23 protein-coding genes are annotated in these 19,685 nt (G+C 45.5%); 8 read left to right on the top strand and 15 right to left on the bottom strand.

Annotated features, from left to right (window positions below):
- The first annotated feature begins 57 nt into the window (after positions 1-57).
- A complete protein-coding gene (locus EAH55_RS20630; protein ID WP_121811335.1) occupies positions 58-1,536 on the top strand; it encodes a catalase in 1,479 nt (492 codons plus the stop codon).
- Positions 1,537-2,134: 598 nt separating this feature from the next.
- Here EAH55_RS20630 and EAH55_RS20620 read toward each other — a convergent pair.
- From EAH55_RS20620 to EAH55_RS20610, 3 genes are read right to left on the bottom strand one after another with little or no spacing between them, the layout of a single operon-like run.
- Positions 2,135-2,554: a hypothetical protein gene (locus tag EAH55_RS20620; protein WP_121811333.1), complete on the bottom strand. Its 420-nt coding sequence runs from the start codon at positions 2,552-2,554 to the stop codon at positions 2,135-2,137.
- Positions 2,555-2,556: 2 nt separating this feature from the next.
- Entirely contained in the window at positions 2,557-3,138 is a 582-nt protein-coding gene (locus EAH55_RS20615) for a helix-turn-helix domain-containing protein (RefSeq protein ID WP_162996986.1), read from the bottom strand.
- Positions 3,125-3,625: a hypothetical protein gene (locus tag EAH55_RS20610; RefSeq protein WP_121811331.1), complete on the bottom strand. Its 501-nt coding sequence runs from the start codon at positions 3,623-3,625 to the stop codon at positions 3,125-3,127. The genes EAH55_RS20615 and EAH55_RS20610 overlap by 14 nt, the downstream gene beginning before the upstream one ends.
- Positions 3,626-3,853: 228 nt before the next feature.
- Here EAH55_RS20610 and EAH55_RS20605 point away from each other — a divergent pair, with 228 nt between their 5' ends.
- Entirely contained in the window at positions 3,854-4,495 is a 642-nt protein-coding gene (locus tag EAH55_RS20605) for a hypothetical protein (protein WP_121811330.1), read from the top strand.
- Between the two features lie 49 nt (positions 4,496-4,544).
- Here EAH55_RS20605 and EAH55_RS20600 read toward each other — a convergent pair whose 3' ends face one another.
- From EAH55_RS20600 to EAH55_RS20585, 3 genes are all read right to left on the bottom strand, one after another.
- Entirely contained in the window at positions 4,545-4,832 is a 288-nt protein-coding gene (locus EAH55_RS20600) for a hypothetical protein (protein WP_121811329.1), read from the bottom strand.
- A gap of 66 nt (positions 4,833-4,898) precedes the next feature.
- Entirely contained in the window at positions 4,899-6,188 is a 1,290-nt protein-coding gene (locus EAH55_RS20595) for a DNA/RNA non-specific endonuclease (protein ID WP_162996985.1), read from the bottom strand.
- 842 nt (positions 6,189-7,030) lie between these two features.
- Entirely contained in the window at positions 7,031-7,612 is a 582-nt protein-coding gene (locus EAH55_RS20585) for an RNA polymerase sigma-70 factor (protein ID WP_121811326.1), read from the bottom strand.
- 408 nt (positions 7,613-8,020) lie between these two features.
- Here EAH55_RS20585 and EAH55_RS20580 point away from each other — a divergent pair, with 408 nt between their 5' ends.
- Positions 8,021-8,248 (top strand): helix-turn-helix domain-containing protein, encoded by a 228-nt coding sequence (locus EAH55_RS20580; RefSeq protein ID WP_121811325.1) that lies wholly within the window; start codon positions 8,021-8,023, stop codon positions 8,246-8,248.
- A gap of 479 nt (positions 8,249-8,727) precedes the next feature.
- Here the strand turns inward: EAH55_RS20580 and EAH55_RS20575 are convergent, their stop codons facing one another.
- The 8 genes from EAH55_RS20575 to EAH55_RS20535 all read right to left on the bottom strand — a co-directional run bounded on the left by EAH55_RS20575 (position 8,728) and on the right by EAH55_RS20535 (position 15,934).
- The gene (locus EAH55_RS20575; RefSeq protein ID WP_121811324.1) at positions 8,728-9,570 is read right to left on the bottom strand and encodes a hypothetical protein; all 843 of its coding nucleotides are present in this window, start codon (positions 9,568-9,570) and stop codon (positions 8,728-8,730) included.
- An 11-nt stretch (positions 9,571-9,581) separates the two neighbouring features.
- The gene (locus EAH55_RS20570; RefSeq protein WP_121811323.1) at positions 9,582-10,556 is read right to left on the bottom strand and encodes a hypothetical protein; all 975 of its coding nucleotides are present in this window, start codon (positions 10,554-10,556) and stop codon (positions 9,582-9,584) included.
- A gap of 4 nt (positions 10,557-10,560) precedes the next feature.
- Complete coding sequence (locus EAH55_RS20565; protein WP_121811322.1) at positions 10,561-11,124, bottom strand: hypothetical protein; 564 nt, start codon at positions 11,122-11,124, stop codon at positions 10,561-10,563.
- Complete coding sequence (locus tag EAH55_RS20560; protein WP_121811321.1) at positions 11,124-11,849, bottom strand: hypothetical protein; 726 nt, start codon at positions 11,847-11,849, stop codon at positions 11,124-11,126. Before EAH55_RS20560 ends, EAH55_RS20565 begins: the two co-directional genes overlap by 1 nt.
- Positions 11,850-11,853: 4 nt before the next feature.
- Positions 11,854-13,584 carry a DUF262 domain-containing protein gene (locus tag EAH55_RS20555; protein WP_121811320.1) on the bottom strand — a complete coding sequence of 577 codons (1,731 nt, stop codon included), beginning with the start codon at positions 13,582-13,584 and terminating at the stop codon, positions 11,854-11,856.
- A gap of 49 nt (positions 13,585-13,633) precedes the next feature.
- Positions 13,634-14,470 (bottom strand): SEC-C metal-binding domain-containing protein, encoded by an 837-nt coding sequence (locus EAH55_RS20550; RefSeq protein WP_121811319.1) that lies wholly within the window; start codon positions 14,468-14,470, stop codon positions 13,634-13,636.
- The gene (locus EAH55_RS20545) at positions 14,424-14,957 is read right to left on the bottom strand and encodes a hypothetical protein (protein WP_121811318.1); all 534 of its coding nucleotides are present in this window, start codon (positions 14,955-14,957) and stop codon (positions 14,424-14,426) included. The genes EAH55_RS20550 and EAH55_RS20545 overlap by 47 nt, the downstream gene beginning before the upstream one ends.
- Positions 14,958-15,490: 533 nt before the next feature.
- On the bottom strand, positions 15,491-15,934 hold the full coding sequence (locus tag EAH55_RS20535) for a hypothetical protein (RefSeq protein WP_162996984.1): 444 nt from the start codon (positions 15,932-15,934) through the stop codon (positions 15,491-15,493).
- Positions 15,935-15,970: 36 nt separating this feature from the next.
- Between EAH55_RS20535 and EAH55_RS31020 the strand changes: the two genes are divergently transcribed.
- Positions 15,971-16,111, top strand: coding sequence for a hypothetical protein (locus EAH55_RS31020; RefSeq protein WP_162996983.1), 141 nt, complete (start codon positions 15,971-15,973; stop codon positions 16,109-16,111).
- Between the two features lie 186 nt (positions 16,112-16,297).
- Here the strand turns inward: EAH55_RS31020 and EAH55_RS20530 are convergent, their stop codons facing one another.
- The gene (locus EAH55_RS20530) at positions 16,298-16,528 is read right to left on the bottom strand and encodes a hypothetical protein (protein WP_162996982.1); all 231 of its coding nucleotides are present in this window, start codon (positions 16,526-16,528) and stop codon (positions 16,298-16,300) included.
- A gap of 326 nt (positions 16,529-16,854) precedes the next feature.
- Here EAH55_RS20530 and yhhA point away from each other — a divergent pair, with 326 nt between their 5' ends.
- The 4 genes from yhhA to EAH55_RS20505 are packed head-to-tail and all read left to right on the top strand — an operon-like array spanning position 16,855 to position 19,633.
- Positions 16,855-17,043: a YhhA family cyclophane-containing RiPP gene (gene yhhA, locus EAH55_RS20520; RefSeq protein ID WP_121811314.1), complete on the top strand. Its 189-nt coding sequence runs from the start codon at positions 16,855-16,857 to the stop codon at positions 17,041-17,043.
- A gap of 7 nt (positions 17,044-17,050) precedes the next feature.
- Complete coding sequence (gene yhhB, locus EAH55_RS20515; RefSeq protein ID WP_121811313.1) at positions 17,051-18,181, top strand: cyclophane-forming radical SAM/SPASM peptide maturase YhhB; 1,131 nt, start codon at positions 17,051-17,053, stop codon at positions 18,179-18,181.
- On the top strand, positions 18,165-18,764 hold the full coding sequence (yhhC, locus tag EAH55_RS20510; RefSeq protein ID WP_121811312.1) for a cyclophane-containing peptide 2OG-Fe(II) oxygenase YhhC: 600 nt from the start codon (positions 18,165-18,167) through the stop codon (positions 18,762-18,764). Before yhhB ends, yhhC begins: the two co-directional genes overlap by 17 nt.
- On the top strand, positions 18,764-19,633 hold the full coding sequence (locus EAH55_RS20505; RefSeq protein WP_121811311.1) for an aKG-HExxH-type peptide beta-hydroxylase: 870 nt from the start codon (positions 18,764-18,766) through the stop codon (positions 19,631-19,633). Before yhhC ends, EAH55_RS20505 begins: the two co-directional genes overlap by 1 nt.
- Positions 19,634-19,685: the final 52 nt, after the last annotated feature.

The raw sequence follows: 19,685 nt of genomic DNA, 5'->3' as shown, positions 1-19,685 counted from the left end.
TACGGCAGCTAAACTTCTGATCTGGTTGAACAATGGAATGCCACAAAAAATCACCATATGGAAAATGATAAAAAACTTACCACCGCGACCGGTCGCCCGGTGCCTGACAACAACAATGTGATGACTGCCGGTCCGAGAGGCCCCCTGTTAATGCAGGACTTCTGGTTCCTGGAAAAATTAGCTCATTTTGACCGCGAGGTCATCCCTGAGCGCAGGATGCATGCCAAGGGTTCAGGAGCTTACGGAACCTTCACCGTGACGCACGATATTACCGCCTACACCAAAGCCAAATTATTTTCGGAGATCGGTAAAAAAACGGAAATGTTCGCCCGGTTCTCTACCGTCGCCGGTGAACGCGGTGCTGCTGATGCGGAGCGCGATATCCGTGGTTTTTCGCTTAAATTCTACACCGAGGAAGGTAACTGGGATATGGTTGGCAATAATACGCCGGTCTTTTTTATCCGCGACCCGTTGAAATTTACTGACCTGAATCACGTGGTGAAACGTGACCCAAGGACTAACCTGCGTAGTGCGGATAATAACTGGGACTGGTGGACACTCCTCCCGGAATCATTGCACCAGGTCACTGTGGTAATGAGCGACCGTGGAATACCGAAATCCTATCGCCATATGCACGGGTTCGGCAGTCATACTTTTAGTTTTATCAACGCTGATAACGAACGCTTCTGGGTAAAATACCATTTCCTGACCCAGCAGGGGGTTGAGAACCTCAGCAACGAGGAAGCTGCAGCGCTGATCGCCAATGACCGCGAAACCCACCAGCGTGACCTGTATGACGCGATTGAAAACGGCGATTTTCCGAAATGGACCTTTTATGTTCAGATCATGCCGGAAAAGGATGCTGAAACCTATCACATCCATCCGTTTGACCTGACCAAAGTCTGGCCTCATGGCGACTACCCCTTAATTCAGGTAGGTGAATTTGAATTGAACCGCAATCCTGATAATTACTTTGCGGAAGTGGAACAGGCAGCTTTCAATCCGGCCCATGTGGTGCCGGGCTTGGGTTATTCCCCGGATAAAATGTTGCAGGGCAGGTTATTTTCTTACGGTGATGCGCAGCGTTACCGTTTGGGTGTCAATCATGCGCACATCCCGGTAAATAAACCCAGATGCCCTTACCATGCCTATCACCGTGACGGTGCCATGCGGGTTGATGGCAACTACGGATCTACCCTGGGCTACGAACCGAACAGCTTTGGTGAATGGCAGGAACAGCCCGAATACAAGGAACCGCCTATGGCCCTGCATGGAGATGCCTATAGCTATAATTTCCGGGAAGACGACAGTGATTACTTTTCTCAGCCGGGCAACCTGTTCCGCCTGATGAGCGAGGAGAAAAAAAGGTTATTGTTTAACAATACCGCTGCCGCGGTCGGCGGCGCGCAGAAATTTATTCAGGTCCGTCATATCCGGAACTGCTACCAGGCAGACCCGGCTTATGGTGCCGGCGTGGCCAATGCGTTGGGAATGACCATGGAGGAGGTCAATAGCTTTAGCGATCCTAGATTATGATACTTCAAAGGCCGGAGAATAAACGCTCCGGCCTTTTATATGGGTTGATGTTTTTTATGTAGGCGTTGATATCGGTGTAGATCGCTGCGGATGGTTCTTTGATTAGGAGTTGACCGGAACCGGAAATGGGTTGTACTGGATGATGATGAGGAAGATTATATATTAAAATTAACAAGATCTGAGTGTTCTTGGCGTTGCCTCCGGCCAGACTTTTATTGCAAGTCCCCGCTTGCTTCGCGCTGCTGGCTTTTAACGGCATTCTTTAACGCGGATGTGATAGGATACGGTTCAATAAAGGGAGGAATCTGTTCTTTAGGACTGATTCGATAAGGCGTGTACGTGTACTTATAGAAGACCTTTTAATTCAAGCAAAACGGGAGGATGCATTTGGAATCATCTGATTGGACTAAGAATACTAAATTAAATGATTGATATATCCGAACTTTGTCAAGTTAGTGATCCTATTTAAAAGTACCTCATTAGATACAGGTAGTGGTGCTTCAGCCGAACAAGGACTAACATGGTCAACGGGTAATGGAACGCTGTGAAATTACTTGAGGAAATCGCTTCTTCAGGCATCCAGAAATTGCTGGTTACTTTACTGTCCTACCTGGTTGGTCGAAAAAGCGGATGCATCGATAAGCGGCAAAATGGCGTTATGCAACGCCGTTCCGCGAAGACGTGAATACAGCAGCCCTCGTGAGGTGGAAAGGGAAATGGCATTCGCGCTGATCTGTAAATCCGAAGGTAATACATCAATGGCCTTGTCCGCGATGAGCTCGAAATAATATCGGGTATCCTGCAAACAAAGCACAGCGCCATTCACTTCTGACCGTACTTCGATCCGATTGTCGACATAAAACTTTTGCTTGCTGGCATTCATACTGATTTCCAGGGAAACAGCGTATTGAAAATCGCCCCTTGGCTGGAATGCATCCGGGACATTGAAATCAAACCTCCGTTCTGTGATCTGGATCAGTCGGAAGTCGGCATTGAATTTCTCTTTGTTTTTGCTCATAATTAAGCCTTTCGAACAGTGTTTTCTTCCGGGTGACGTTTTCTTTTTGATTTGCCTGGTTCATCCTGGCCTGTTATTCTGGCAGTGATCTGGGTACAAACGGCTCGTGCGCCCATCAAATCCAACCATCCTGCGGAAGGATCAATATGCGCCAAGACAAAAGGCTGTTCATTTAACTTCATTAACCCGGCATCAACAGGATAATACGAAGCTAATGGTGTCGTCTGATTTATCTTGGTAATGCCAGTAACCTGAGTAACATCGAAAGTGGAGCGGAAGACAACCGGATTTTGCCGTTCCTGGTAGAAATCCACCATCGAAATACCTAATCTGAAACTGATCTCGGAAAGTGTGTCCTGAGTAAAGTTATGGGTGCCACCAAGCCATTTACTGATCACTGACGGTTCTTTATCCATCAGGTCTGCGAATTGTTTTTTGGAATAACCTTTTTCCGCGATCAGGTCCGCTATCCTTGCCGCAAGTAATAATCTGTGCTCTATCTTTCGGTCGTCGATCGGGCTGACCGAGTCCAGCACATCGTCAATGATTGAGTCCCGCTTGCTCTTTTTTTCAATTTTCATCATCGTCATTATCCTTAAAATCGAGTTCTCCTATAATGTCCCGCATGTTTGGAGCCCATCGTAGATCACGCTCCTTAAAACGTTTATGGATCCTGTCAGCGATAGCCATCAGTATTTCCATTTGATTGCTTAAATTGGGGTCTTCCTGCCAGCTCCGGGTTGATTTTGGTCCTCCGCCACCCAGTATGATACAGTCGCGCCCAAACCTGATACAATAAAGCCGCAGGTTACGATCAGGTTCATCGAATAATGCATCAATATTGTCCTTCATCCGCCCTTCCCCGACTTTGAAGAAATCCGCCCTTGCGCCGGTTTTATGGCCTATTTTCTGCAAACTCGTTACCAGGTCTTTGATCTCTTCTTTATAGTCATTAGTATATTCCTCTAAAAACTTCTCAAATAGTGAGCCATCATCTCCTTCAAGCGTCACGGAATATACCGATGCCTGTTCTCCGCTTAGCCTTTCTATTTTTTCTAATGTGAAGTTCATTTAAAAATACAGTAATTCTGCAAATTTACTAAATTATTTATATAGAGAACCTGATGGTTTTACTTATAAGTGAAATATTGACGATCTGGCTGCTGGGAATACTACTGTTCTCCAGGCTGAAGAGTGTGCTGATCCTGCTATTTAAACAAAGCTTGACAATAGTTTAAAAAGAAAGCGATTTTCACTCACATTGAATCAAGTCCTCTCCTTTTTCGGTATTTTGCTCCTATGGATCCAAATCAATTCTCTGCCGAAGAGTGTGCAGGTAACAATGAAATATTTAACCAGCTGTTCGAGCGGTTGAATATATATGTCGGGAATCATCCCGAAAGTAAAGAGGAAGCAGAAAGTCTCCGCCAATCGTTTATTGATCTCCAAAATCTTTATGATAAAGGGAAGGCGGTTTGGTTCGACCAATACCGGATGGTCTTCCAAAAGAAAATCATGGCACCCGCATTGAATGGTATCCGTAGCGATATCGTCGTGGATTTCAACAGAATTTATACCCGCCTCTCAAAAGCGGACAGGCTGATGTTAGCTGAATTTCGGAAGAATAGTTACGCATTTCCTGTTTATAACCAGTCCGGTCCGGAACAATTGTTGAAGAAGATCGAAAATTGTATCTCAAATTTTTGCAAAGCGGAATACGGTGATAAGGGAATCGCTGATATTTCATTGAACACGAATAAAACGGCGATGTTGTTTGCGCTGCCAGAATTTGACACAGCCAAATTATTTCGCGTTGTAGTCGATCTTCATATTTTGCAATTTGAGGTTTTGCATACAGGTAGTTACATTCCTGATTTTGAATCCCTGCGTTATGCAGCGCTCGCCTGTGTGATCGATGCAACGCATATCGTCAAAAAATAAACCGGTTAGATTATAACCCGATACCAACAGGCATATTTACGCTGCTTAGTCAGCTGGCAAAACATTTGGCACGTATCGTGTGCCATATTACCTGGTAGTAATCCCCGGAGCCCGATTTGCCCGTTACAGCATTGAACAGTATTTCCTTGAATAATGCCTTTACCGAAGTATCCGGTAATAGCGTGAAAAGCTCCGGAACGCCAAGAGCCGAATGGTCCGCGTTCGTATAGATAGCCACTACCGCAAGGTTTAGTTTTCTTTTTTTATACGCTACTATTTTTGAGGTCCAGGATACCTTGTTCAATGCGTTCTTCCGGGCCTCTTTCGGGGCGCTCATGATGGCCTGATAGTTTGATGGGATCAGTTGACCCTGTCAAATAGTAATGACAACGAGGACGGCGGATCAATTGCCGCCCTTAAACTTTACAGTTTCCACCGCGTCCTGTACCGGTTTTGGCAGGGCGGACAGCAGGTCGTAACCTGTGGCCTTTTCGATATCCCTGACCGTACAGGTATAGTTCATCCAGTTCGGCGTGATAATGTTATCGTTGGGTGTATTGACGGCGATCACCCTGGTTTTCGTATTGATGCGCTGCAGGTCATGATCGCCTTCCGGGATCACCACCACGACCTTCCAGATATTCGAAGGCACCGTCACCTTGCCGCCCGCGATCGTTTTAAAATAGCCGCTCCGGCCATAGCCGCCAGAGCCGTAGCTCCCGGCGATGACATAAACCTCCATGCCGGCTTTGACCTGGTCGCGGCAATAGGCTTCCAGGTGCTCCCAGGTCTTCTGGTTGTTATTGGGGGCCTGAGGCATCATGTTGTCCATTAAAAAAGTGGCCGAGTTGGCTGCTGTTGTGCTGGTCCGGTCCGCGCTGGGGCAGTTGTGCCCTTTGTCAAAGCCGGAATTTTTATAATCCGTATCGGCCACCTGGTACCAGCCTGCGGGCAGGGTGGCATCCGGGCGGAAATCGTTTTGCCGGTCCGCACTGCCGAAATCATTTTTGCCGATGTGCCAGCTCACCCAATTCGGGCAGCCCCGGCTCCTGTTGTAGCTGCTGATATAATAGCTTTTGTCGATGAGGTAATTATCGGGGGTACTCAAGTCGGTATTTGCATGGCTCGGGTTGCCAAGCAGCAGGTTGCTGTTGTCGTAGTTATAATTGCTTTTCAATGATTGGGAGCTGCCTGAGGTTTGCGCTGAGGGCTGCGTAGGTGCATTGATGGCGAATTTGCTGATCAGGATCCTGTTCTTGCCGCCGGAAACCTTGCGTAATTCAAACCTGACCGGCCCTTTGATGTTCGTGGAAAAGGTCGTGGATTGTTCCGTGCTTCCCTGCGTATTTCGGAGGGTACCGGTTTGCCTGTAGCTTTTACCCTGATCGGTGGAATACCAGACCTGGAAACCGGAGTTCTCATCGCTCCCGTAAGCTGCGTAGCTGACCTCAAGCGTCCGTGCCTCGCCGTTAAAATCGAAAGTCATGGAAAGCCTGCCGTTGTTCCTGATACGGACGGCGTTTTTATCGGTCAGCGCGTCTGTCAGGTACCATGTTCCGCTGGTGAAGGTCACGGAACTGGGGGCGTAGGCTGTTTTACTGCCCTTGCCGAAATCTTCCAGGAGTCCGGTGGTTTGCGGTTTATGCCATGCGGAAAGTGTAAGTACGGATAACAGGAGAAAAGTACGGATCATATTCATCGGGCCAAAGTTAAAAAACGGGCCGGATTTGTGCAGGTTTGTGGATAAGATGGAAGGGGGATCGGAAGGGAGGAGAAGAAAAGGGTTAAGGGCTATAAAAGGAAATTTAAAAGAATATCAGGGATTGTATTTTTATTGGTTTTGGTGGAGAGGGGGGGAGGTAAAGGGGAATCAAATCGAAAAAATATGGGGGATATTTTTATTGGTTTTGGTGGAGATGGGTTTTAGTAAATGTTTTTTGATGTGATTGTTGAGGCTAATTTTGGGGTTTGGGGTTAGTTGAAACCGGAAATGGGTTGTTCTTGGTGATGATGAGGAGGATTACACGCCAAAATTAAGATGGTTTAAGTTTTCGTGGCGTTGCCTCCGGCCAGGCTTTTGTTGCAAGTCCTCGCTTGCTTCGCATACTGCGGGCTTTTCACGTCAATCCTTAACGCGGTTGGGGGAGGTAAAACATCAAGGACTTGGTCGTTTGGGATTTGTTCAGTAAATAACGATATGCATAGGAGTGAACGGACTCTTGTTTCGAGCCTAGCTTAGGAATCCATTTTAAGTTTCGGAATAAGACTAAGTATTACCTTATGCTGGACCGGTCCTTTCTATATCACTGGGTGTTATTCGGTAATAGATTGGCAGTACCGTAATTATCAAATGAAGTATGGTCGGATTACGGATGTTATTTCTATATGGCCAAATATCATGTACAAGTACAAATTTATTCTTTTGAAAAATCTTTGTTATTGGTTGTCAATATTTCGAATGGCCAATATGTTCCGACACTTTTGCCATCGGTTGGAAGTTTCTCTTTTTGTGGCGAAGTTAAGACCTTAACTGATTTATAACCTGGTCATCAAAAATAGGTAAATAAATAGCCCCAGTTTGGTCCTCAAAATACGGAGCGCGCTGGTAACCTGTGTGGAAATATTGTTCTCCGAAGTGGAGAGCTCCTTTGCGATCTCTTTATGACTCAGTCCTTCCTTTCTGCTCATTTCAAAGATCCGCTGCATTTTAGGTGGCAGGGCTGCGATCTCCTTGTCAATATGGGCCTGCAGCTGTTTTTCGCGGATGCGGGAATCCGTAGGTACGGATTGGCCGGAGCGCACATAATCCTGAAGCGAATCCAGGTATTTAGATTTAACTTTCTCATGGGCGAACAGGTCGAAGATCTTGTTCCTGATGGCCGAATAAAGATAAGCTGAAAGGTTTTGATCGATGTCTATAAAATCTCTCTTAAACCAAAGCTTAGCGAACAGTTCCTGGACAATGTCTTCAGCCTGGGCTTCGTCACGCAGTTTTTTGTAAGCGTGAACGTACATCAGGTGGAAATATCGGTGGTAGATCTCGGTGTAGGCGGAATGGTCCGACTGTTTGAGGAGTTGGAGCAGTTCGATGTCAGGAAGGTGAGAATATGATACCATGCATCGCCTTTTATGGGGCAGGTAACGCCTACTTTTACATGACCCAGATCGAATGAAAAAGGCAGGAAACACGAAAGGCGTGGAACCCACCTGCCGCTTTAGAGGTCGTAGGAGACCAGGAAACGAACAAGCAGGCCCACACCTTTGGTGTGGGCACTTGCACTTATTCCTCGTTTCCTTTTTGAAATTTCCTACGTTTCTAAAGCGAGACTCTAAGTACGAGTACCACAAAGTATCTTGAAGTATCCGTAAAGTTATTTTATAATATTTTTATATAACTGTTTTTTATTAATTGTATAGATTTTCTAAACAAGTGTACGTATAATCTATCCAAAATCAAAATTATTATTTAGAAGTAAGAAACAGATGTACTTTAATTCTAAATAACGGTTAAGAATTTTAGAATTGATGACGGTACTCGGCTTATATTTAACTAAAAAATCTGTTAACAAAGCGGAGATATCTAGGCGTACTGGCATTAGTAAGGCTCGGTTGACGCAATTAACCAATAATTTAACTACAAAGTTGACGACAGATGAACTTTGGAAGATTGCCTTGGCTATTGATATTTCTCCATGCGACTTATTGAATGAAGTTTGTGGTGGAATTAAATTACCTAACACATCATCAGACTAATTATGGCGTTGCCTTTGGTTAGGCTTTCTTTACAAGTCCTCGCTATGTTGCGGGCTTTTTAATCCAATCCCTGGCATCATTTATTATACCCTTAGCGAGGTATGGGAATAAAAGAACCAAAAGTCTTATAATCTTTTGGTACCTGGTTCGAGCCCAGGCGGAGCTTAGCCGTGCAGCCAAAAGATCATCAATTGCCTAAGTATTTGACAGCAATACCCTTTGTTGAGGCTAAAGACATGATAGGGCGCAGCGATTGTGTGGGAGAGATCAAAGTGCGCTTAGTGCGCATCGTTGCGCGATCCTTCAGGGGAACGGTGGCATGGGAAAATTTACGCTGGCTAAACTGAATGCGAACTCCGTGCAGGGGGGCTATGATCATTTGATCTGCGGGAGTATTATTTAGGCTTGTTGCCTAACCGGCAGGTTGTCGACCAGGAAACTTATCGGCAGGCACTCAATAGCCGTCTGCCGCTTGTTGTTTAATCATTCATCGCCCATTTGCCTTGCTTGTAAATTTGATCGATCTCGCTGATCAGTTGTTCATATTCGCTGATATCCCCGTGCTGGAAATAGTTGGTATCTTCATGGTCAAAACGTTCGAAACCGCTCAATTGGCTTTCATAGATCAGGAAAAGATCGGTCGGTTCCCCTGTGTTATCGTGTTTTTGGATAAACCGGTGTTCAATTTCCTGGGGGAAATAACGGCGGATCAGTATAGAATAGGCGGTTTTTCCGGAGCTATCGGTGTAAGGTAATACGAGGTCATTGTGGCCTTCCGGGAATTTGAAGCTGGTGGTCACCACACCCCTACCCAGCTTAACCCTGCTTTTACGGTTGTGACGTTTTTTATCGGGGAACAGCGTATGGACAATGCGGGTGTCTTTATAGGTCAGCAGGTGATATTTTTCATCCGGTCCGCTCTGGTAACTGTAGGTACCGGAGTATTTGTCGAATTGATCCGGATGATTGTTTTTAGTGACATTCTTGTTTTCCGGTAGGAAAATGGTATCCGCGATCTTAACATAATCGATAATGGGCATCATGCCCGGATGGAATTTGCTGGGGGCATCTAAACGATAACCGTCAGGTGTTTTCTGCCAATAGTGCTCGTAAGAGAACTGCGCATGCCGGTCTTTTAGGTGCCGGAAACCGGTATGCGTGTTACCCTCCGTAAAAATGAGCTGGTGCTTTTCAGAAATGGTGAGTATGGATATCTCTGTGGCTTCGCCGGAAATGACCCGGGTATCTAGGTAAAAGGCTAAGTTTGAACTGGCTTCCTCTTCGATGGCCGTGATCTGCGCCTTGGTGAATAGTATTTCCATGATAGCTTGGCTTACAGATTAATATGGTCTTTTAACAGGACATGCTCTGCAGTTTGGTAAAGGTTGGACATCCAAACACCTTTGAACAGCTCAAAATCCGGGGTGACCACTTCTTTACTTAAACTGAAACGAGGATCGGGTTCATGGCTTTCATAATAGTAGATCTCCGTCATCGTATCCAGTAGCAGGAATAAGCGCATGCAGTTTTGCCGGGTAGCGAACTGCGTGTCGTTCAACAGGTGCGACGCGACATGACGGTTAAAGTTGGCATAAGAATTACCGCTGTCCGTTGGACGATAGAAGTGCTCATTCAGTATCTTGTCGCAAGCCTTGATGTAGACCTGATGAAAAAGGATATTGCCCGGTGAAGGCTGGCGCACATGTGAATTTTTAAAGAACTTTCGTATATCCTCAAATTCCGGCTTGGTGTCATTTTCTGCATATCCCATCCAGCGAATAAGAATGCCTTCGATGATGGGTACCAGGGTCAGGTAGCAGCTGATGAAGTTCATCCGGTAATAACACAGCACCGCCGCATCGATCAGCTTGGTGAAAGTTTTGAAATAACGGTAATGTTCGAAGCGGCCGATCTTTTGATGAACACGGCGGTTAAAGTCCATGGTAAACAATCCCACAAAATCCATGACCTCTGCTTCGGAATTTGGTAGATTTTTAGCCAGTTTACAAACCTTTTCAAAATCAGCCAGCGTAGAATAGATCGGCATCAATAAGGCATAGTCGGCCAGCTTTTCGTTCAGGGCGATCATAGCCTGGATATCCTTGTTCGAGGTGGCGGCATGTGGCCGTTTGGTTTCTAAGATCGCCCTCGCTTTCCGGGCTGCTTGTAAGTTGAGCTCGTAGGCTTTTGCCGAGTAATTATGCCATTGCGTCTTATTGGGATAATCTTCCACCCGTAAAGCAGCAACGGATCTGCCCTGTTTGAGCTGATCGATGATGTGCTGCGCTTTTTGTTTGGTTTGCGACATAGGGCTAAGTGCTTTTTTGCGGTCCGGGGCCGCGCATTAAATAAACAGGATGCAGTGCTGCCAAATGCAATTGTTGGTGCTGGCTGATCAGCAGGTTGTGAAAACGGGAATGTCCTTCTACCAGTTGGTAAGGCCGGCGAAGTTCGGCCTTGTTTGGAAACGGCTTGGGCAGACTGTCGATATCAGCGATGATCGGCGGTACGCGCCAGGTACAGTGGGTTTCCCAATAAGGCGCTTCCGATTTAGGCAATCTGGCAAATTCGTTATCATAGCCCCTGCGCATCGGTTCAAATAAGTCGATCAGGTGAATGCCCTGTAATTGCTCAAAACTCCAGAAAACCCGATCGAACCGTAATACACTGACATCCAACCAGGCATAATTCCGAAGCGTTTGTTCGTCCTGGTGCAAAGGATAGATCCATTGCTCGAAAACTTCGTCGGGGATATGATCATAAGTTTCGTTCAGGCGGATACGAATGAGATAGCTATCGAACGTTTCTCTTGGATACGCTGAGCCACGGGGCGCAAGTTCCTGCCAGCTTATGCTCGGTTCATTTGATCTTTCCATTATTTCATTTCCCAATCTATTTGTAGCTCGTCGGTAATCACTTTGGCGACCCGGACGGCATTATCCCAACCGCCGCAACATTCCGGACTCAATGCGATAGTAAAAACCTCGATGTTATCCCAGGCTGATGCGATCTCTTTGGCGACCACCTTGATAAAGTCGTCCGTGAAAAGCTGGATGTATTTTTGATTGTATTTAATGAAAAAATGATCAATGTCGAGGTTCAGGACGCTTTTATGTCGCTTGTTTTCGAGCCAATAGCCCAGGTTTTTAGGCAGGTCCTCGAAATCCGGCTCATGCAGTTCATAACCGTCCGGGATATCGCCATCACGATGGGTAACGAAAGACCGATCAGACCAGAGCGCCGGATAAAGCCGGTCAAGGATGGTGATATAATTATCCCACCGAAATAAAGGAAACGCGCCGCCATCCGGATTGTCGGGACGGGTGAACAGGATAGCCTGAAGTTCTTCTATACTGACCGCTTGATAATCGAATTCGATCGTGTGGAGATACGCTACCCATTCGTCTATCTGGCTGACCATTAGATTGTAATGGCGGTCAATATAAAACAAGTGATATTGATTATACAGATCTACTTTTTGCAACCAGCACCAACCGGCGGCCATATGGTTGTCCATAATATAGGTCTTACCGGTATTGTACAGGAAATTGAGCTTGTTGTGCAGCGAGGTGTTCCGCCCTTTGAATGGTATGATGTTCATCGCTTTAACTGTTAGGGTTTACGGTTGCTGTTGGCGCCGGCAGGTAATAAGCGAATTCATCCCCTTCCTTCAGTATTTCTTCGACGATGAATGTTTTCAGTACTTGGCCACGGTCGGTGATGAATTTTTTGACGGCTTCCAGGTCGGTCCAGTCGATCGTTTCCCGGTCGATCTCGTTCTGCGACATGATAGGTGCCCGTTGAAAATGTTCGAGTTTGTCACCGGTGGCGGAATTGTTCTTACTGGAATTTGAGGCGGTACTGTCGATGACCAGGTTGCCGATATGATGCAGATAGTTTTCCTTGAAATCATCATCGAAAACGATGCCTTTTGCTTTTTTGGCAGTGATATGTTCGATGTTTAACTTTTTCCTGTTGTCATCTGAATGATAATCCGAGCGGCTCAGTAAAGGGAAACCTATTTTTTCACGCCTGTGGTTCTCATAGGAGAACAAGATATATTTGACCAGGTTATTATTAAGCCACTCATAATAATTCGCATAAGCCAGCGACGCCTTGACCCGTCCGTTAATATTCCACCAGTTATCCCGGGAGAAAAGCATGATCTTACGGATGACATCCTGCCCGTTGCGCAGGTCAGTATGAAAATAACTTTCTCCGCTGCTGCGCAGGTTGGACATACTGGCCTTAAACGTAAAGTTGGTTAATTCCTGCAACAATCGGTTAAAGTCTGCCGGCTGTTCCTTCAGTACTTTCATCATGACGGGGTAATATGGCCCGACTTTACCGATCATGAACAAGTTATCGAGTAGCGGCTCTTTAACGGTATTGTCTTTGATGCTCCGGAATAGCTGGAAGGACTGTAATAAAGATTTGGTATACCGTTCAATGACAAGTTTGGCCTCCTCTTTTTTACCGGCGTTGATCAGCTTACTGATTTTCCTTTTTATGAACTTCTTCGGTCGTTCTTCAAACTCTTTTTCAAAAGCGATGGTGTGGTAGCGCAGCACATCATTATCATCAATAGCATACAGTTCGATCAGGCGGTAGATATCGGCAAAGTGTTGCTGTATATTCTTGATATACTGATCGGGGTTTGCAGCCACTAATCCCATATTGTACATCAGGAAACTTTTGATCGATTCCAGGTCGGTCAGCTTTTTGCCTCTGTCGTTCAGCAGTTCGAATATCTGTGTAGCGCTGCTGATCTGCTTGACAGTATATAACAGGGCCTCCGCTTCCGTAAGGGTGATATAAAGCTTGTCCAGTTGTTCGGCTTGCAGGTCTTTCAGTTTGTTGTTAAAATAGCCTTTGGCTTCAAGCAGCAATCTTTTTGAAGGCGTGTTGATCTCTTCGTCCAAAGGGTCATCCTTACCCAAAATATATTGATGCAGAAAAGCAGTATCCTCGTTACTGAGTTCCAGTTTATAGGTATCGCCGTCACGAATGAATATGCGATAGGTACGATCAGATGCCAAAGCCGACCCTGCCGCTTGCATCACCCTGATCAGCACATTCATGAAAATGATCATGGTGGTCAGCCTCTGCTGTCCGTCGATAATATCGATGACCTCGAAATCCGCCGATCTGCCGCATTCATGGAAAAGGAATGTCCCTAAGAAATAAGGCCGGTCTGCCTGTTGATTGACCAGATCATTGAAAAAGTAAGGCAAATGGTTGTCTTTTTCCCAGGAATAAGCACGCTGATAGATCGGTACGTTAAAAATGCGGCTTCCGTCGAAAATGCCGCGTACTGTAGTTTGGCCGGTTTGCATAAAATTGAATAAAGTTCAGACCTTCAAGTTTAGCATTTTTCGGCAACAATCACTTGCGATTTTTGAGCTGGTTCATTTTTAATTTACTTTTTAAGGTCGGATAGGTCAGCAAAAAATCCGTATGGTCGGTCTCTATTCCCGGCTTGGTTAAACAGCAGCTTTTATATTTTTTGGAGGAACCGCAGGGGCATTTTTCATTACGCCCGGTTTGATATTCTCGGTGGGGTTTAAATATCTTGTAGTTTTTGGTTTGCCATTCATTAAATGGATGGTCAATGACACTCATCAGATACTCGATCTGCGGGTAATGATAACTGTCATCGGTTTTACTGGTAACCCCCATGACCGAATATTTATTGAAAGGCACATCAACGATGGACATCCCGACAAAATGAGATTGCTCGATCTCATGCACGCACATTTTACCCATGTAAAGCTGCCCCTTCACGTGGCCGCAACGCTTGCGCAGCGTGACCAGTTCATTACAGATACCGCAACGAACGATCTCTTTGATATATTCACTGCTGCCAAATACTTTGTAAGGAAAGAGCGACTGGAGCTTACGTATATATTCGAAGATGAACTTGATCCGGTACTCGTCTTCGACGAACTGGTAAAGCCGGAAAATCCCTTTAATGGCGATCTCAATGCGCTCCAGCAGGCACCAGGCTGCATAATATTCTTCGCTTTCGAAAAGGGCATACACCCGCAAATAGTCCATTTGCGCCTCGAAGATCATAGACAATAAAGCCCACTTATTGGCATTAGGCTCATCCGCCGCTGCGATGGCGCTTTCCAGTTGCGCTGTCAGATAAGTGTTGATCGTATCCGTTTCAGCCTTACTTCTTAGTTGTTGCGGCGTGCGCAGTATCTGTTCGATGTTCATCTTCTTGTTCCCGGGCGATCTGTTTTACTTTTTCCGCTACCTTATTGAAATTATCCGCCGTTCCCTTAAAATGAACGGTCTTAGCCTGACCCTGGTCGCCCTGAACCGTTATATCCAGTTGTATCTCATCTTTCGGGTCCTCGTGCTTCAGTTTATCCGAGATATAATTACCCAAGACCGTAACAAAGGTCGGCACGATCACGGCGATCACCACAAATTTACCATACTTATGCACCTTGCTGTTCAGCGACAGTTCATGGTAGTCCTCATCATTGATGGCTGCTTCAACCTTAAAATACTGCTTTAGCTCATCATAAAGTACCATCAGGTTACTGGGAAATAATGGTGTCGTATATTCCCGTAAGTCTTCTTCCGGAACGATTAATACCTCCTGCGCTTGCATTATTGATCTGGTTGCTTCACTCAAATAAGGCCGTTGCAGCCAGTAATCCATATTTTGTTCGGTATCCTTAACGGTCAGTTCCATGTGCTAAAAAATAAAAGCCTAATTTAAGAAAAATGTGATATCCTTTCTTTCTGTGCGGTGCCTGCGGCCCAGACTCTCTCGGGCTGCGCTACGCTCCTGTGCCATGCACTGAACCCTGCCGATCCCAACCGCCGCCTCCGGCATTTTCGCTCTGCTGCAAAAGCCCCGGCGTGGATCACAGCATCGTGCCGCTATAATTCACCAATGATAATGCGCCTAGTTGCTCATTGGCCGAAGCCCTCACCAAGCAGGATTTATTCATCAACTCGGCACTCGCCAACGTTGGCGCATCCTTATTGTGGCAACAGTTCAGGGAGGGCGTATTATTTAACAGGGGTTTTTTTCTAAACCTCAAAGATTTCAGGACACAGCCCTTAAAAGTAGCTTAAAAAGTATGGTTAAGGCCTGAGGGGGAATTTTACAATTGCCCGGCGGGCTCCGCCATGCGAAGCCCCGGGAACGCCCCGTGTTTTGCCTGTTGATTGATATATCGGTGCAAAACACGGGGCGCTGCGATAAATTAGAACGGGTGATCAATACATCAGGAATATGCGCTTCATATTGACCAGCGACTGATCGCGATTCAATGTGGCAATATTCTGCTTTAGCTTTTTCCGGCGTTCAGCCCGGTTTAGTTGGGGGAAATGTAGTTTGGTCTGACCCGCCAGTTGCTTGAATTTGGCATATTTATCGACCGTTGTGCCTTTCAGGTCTTTCTCTATACAATGTTCAAATATCCCTTTGCAATGGAGGTAAATGTACTTGCTGCGATTGTTATTGAGTGCGATCTGTTGCAAAGCATCACCCCAGTCATTGGCGGTCAGGAAACTTTCATAAAAACCGGTAAAATCCTCCAACAGGTCATCGTTGTTAATAGATGCTTTAGTTCCTAAAAAGCCCCAGTAAGGTGCCGGTTTTGTCACATCGATCATCGTCCATATCTCACTGCCCCAGCAGGTAGCCTGGGTAACGATCAACTGGTTATGTGTTTTAATATTAACCAGACGACAATAATGTTCCAGCTCTTTCCATCGGATAATTTCACCGTTATTGAGCATAAAGCCATCAGGACTGCCGTGTATCTCAAAATGCAGGACAGGAAAAAGATCATCCGTTCACTACCATCCAGCAGATGTGGTCTATCGCGGCAGTAAATCAGCCTTGGAACTAACGTTGAAAAAATACTTTCCATGCCCTTTCAGATCGCAATAGCGGGAGATTATATCATTATACAGCATTTGAGCGGTCTGTCGTTCATTAGCCATAAGTGATTGAATGACCACTATTCCGTTAAATTTAAGTTGAAATGCCGGCATGATATTATGGTTACAGGATCATAGTTAAAGCTTGGTGCCTAATTTCTGTTCCAGGTTATTTTGAAAACTGGTCAACGCACCCTTGTTTTCAGGACTTTTGGCCAGTTCTTCCTTTAGCGTGGCACTGAGGCCTTTTAAAAGCTTTTCATAGAGAAACACAGCGAACTCGGTCGGGTTATTATCGGGTATCAGTTTGTTTCCTGCTTCACTTTCAAATTCATTTCTGAGTTGCTGGGTCAATTGATGATTGAGCATGGTTTTTTCTTTAAAATTAAGCAAAAGAGCAGACAATTCTGCTTTTACAAAATATGCTGCTATTTTTTAAGATAGTGAATGTGCCGAAAATGATGATCTTGACAATGTGCTTGATAATGATGCTTATTTTAAAGTATTGATAGTTAAATAATTGATATTGTTTCTGATCATTGTCATCCTGCTGCTCGTGTTTAAAATGATGCTCAGGAGTAAGTATAGGCATCGGCTCATCCTGAGAAATAAGTTTCTTAAAATCAATTCATTACAAAATAAAAAAAATAAGGCTATTTTTATTGATAACTTTGCCTGATAATCAAGGTCTTTTTATGGAACAAACTAACGAGAAATACCTTCAAAACGAAGCCGCAGAGCAACAAGCGCAGCAAATTGTGATCGATCATACGAAGATGGACAACGAAGTGCTGAAACGTTTGATCGGCGAGATCGATTTTGAAAAAGAGAACCGCATTCACTCTTACAACAGAACGCATAACCGTCACAACCGCGGGAGATAATTAGGATTTGGAAGCGCTGATAGATACCGTTTTACTCAAGGTAGCCAGCAGGTGCAATATCAATTGCTCGTATTGCTATGTTTACCATATGGGAGATGATAACTGGGCCCGCCAGGGCAAGTTCACGACCCATGAAACGATCAGTGCTACAGCCCGTGAACTAAAAAAGGTGGCCGATCTCCAGGGCAAACCATTTAGTATCGTCCTGCACGGCGGAGAGCCTTTCTTATTAGGTGTGGAACGTCTAAAGTTCTTATTGGCTACACTTCGCAACTCTTTGTCTTACGAATTTCCGATCAGCATACAAACAAACGGCGTACTGATTACTCCAGAACTATTGGATATTTGTTCTCGATTTAGGGCGAGCGTTGCGGTCAGTATCGATGGCCCGAAAGCGGTCCATGACCAATGGCGCATTGGCCACACCGGAAGCGGTACTTTCGATGAGGTAATTAAAGGCTACCAGTTGCTCAAAGGGCATCCCGACCATCTTTTTTTAAATGCCGGCTTGCTTGCGGTCGTAGATCCTTTTTCCGACCCGGCAGAGGTCTATTACTTTTTTAAATCTTTGGGCGCGCCAAGCGTAGACTTTTTGTATAAGGACGGGAACCACGACCGCCTGCCATTTGGCAAAAGGTCGCTTTATTCAACGGAATATGGAAACTGGATGGCGCAACTACTCCAGGTTTACCTGGCTGACCGCGAACCTATGCCGATCAGGGTACTGGACGATATGCTGAAAGTTTTATTGGGTGGTATCGTTTCTAAGGAGGGGTTGGGCATCACCGATTTTGGCATCCTGATCATTGACACGGATGGTACGCTCACCAAAAATGACACGCTGAAGAGCGCATTCAATGGCGCTGACCAGTTCGGGCAACCGGTAAATATCAAGGATGGGGAGCTGTCGGCGTTCTTGTATTCAAAAGATTTTGAAGAGTACCGCCGGATGCAAAGGCCATCAAATGCACAATGTTTGAAATGCCCTTATCTTGATCTTTGCGGCGGCGGCATGATCTTGCACCGCTGGAAAAAGGAGACCGGATTTAACAACACCTCGGTTTATTGCGCCGATCAAATGTTGTTAATTGATGAAATGAAAGCCGCCTTAGCTAAGCTATATGGAAACGTTGCCTGAGATACAAAATATACCCCTGCAAGGATCGGCCCTGAAGCCTGATCCGTTCCCGCACTTCAGCGTGACCGAAGCTTTTTCGGCGGACAAGGCAGAACAACTATTGGCCTGGTTCGAAAAAACCAAACTTTGGTCGTTCACCAAGACCAATTTTTATACCCAATATGAGTTTAGCTTGGTCGGCCTTGAGTTGCCGGAACCATTGGGATTTTTAAATAGTAAAGATACCCTGCAATTCCTTGCCGAGCGTTTTAATAATCTGTTTGGATGCCGATTGAAAGTGATCGATATCACTGCCCATAAACTGATCGACGGCCATAAAATGGGCGTACACAACGATTTCATAGGCAAAGATGAGACACATCGGCTGGTCATTCAGATCAACGACAATTGGAAGGACGAAAAAGGTGGTTATTTGATGTTGTTCAATTCTAAACAGCCATCCGACGTGGCCAAGATCATCCGGCCACTCCATAACACAGGGATCGGCTTCGAAATATCGGACCGTTCTTTTCATGCCGTATCGGCTGTCCATGATTTTACGAGATATACCTTAGTCTATACATTTAATAGTCTATACATTTAATGAGTGCTGTTGAAACCATTCAGGCGGTTGTCAGGATTTTTCTGGATAAACCTTCACCATTGTGGGAAACCGGATCGACCCATCAATTGGTCGAAGCAAAATATACAGCGCTCGCTAAGAGCAGTTCAATAGACAGAAAAAACTATAGCACCGCGGCCGTTTTGGATATCGAGGACGCGTCGCTGGATAAGCAGTTTTTAGCCACCTACGATCAATATACCATTTATCTGGAGAAGACCGACCCCAAGCTAGCGGATTTTTGTGAAGCTCATGGGCTGGTCCCCTTAACTGGCCGTGAATTGATCCGCACCAGGGCCGCTTCCAAATTGAAGGCAGCATTAAATATCTTGGGTCTTATTCCCGAATGCGCGGCCTGTATCGCTGAATTAGTGAATTGCATCCAGGTGGTAACGGCTGAGGGGCCTGAATTTGATACCAGTTACAGTCATCCCAATCTGCCGTTCACGATCTTTGTGTCGGTGTGTGAAGACGATTCTTTAAATGGTGACCTGCGGGTAGCTGAGAGTATTCTTCACGAGGCGATGCATTTAAAATTGACTTTGATACAGGAGTATATCGAATTAGTAAAGCCGGATAGTATGGATACCTTTTTTTCACCCTGGCGGAATGTGCAGCGCCCGCTGATGGGTGTATTACATGGCCTTTTCGTTTTCCGGGCGATCAGGGATCTTTTTCAAAACATAAGAGATCACACTGAACTTAACAACAGGGACTACAATTTCGCAACCTACCGTATGGCCGATATTGCCGGGGACTTCCAGGCTTTAAACAACTTTTGTCAATGTCATGGATTAACAGAGATCGGCAGAAAACTTGCTGATCAACTGCAAAGCTTAGACTTTGATTAATAACAATCAGAGAAAGTAATAACTTTAACCCATCAATTAGAAATTAAAGCGT

Source organism: Mucilaginibacter kameinonensis (assembly GCF_003675385.1).
GTDB lineage: Bacteria > Bacteroidota > Bacteroidia > Sphingobacteriales > Sphingobacteriaceae > Mucilaginibacter > Mucilaginibacter kameinonensis.
The sequence above is the reverse complement of the archived record's forward strand: the minus strand, read 5'-3'. Positions and strand labels throughout refer to the sequence as shown.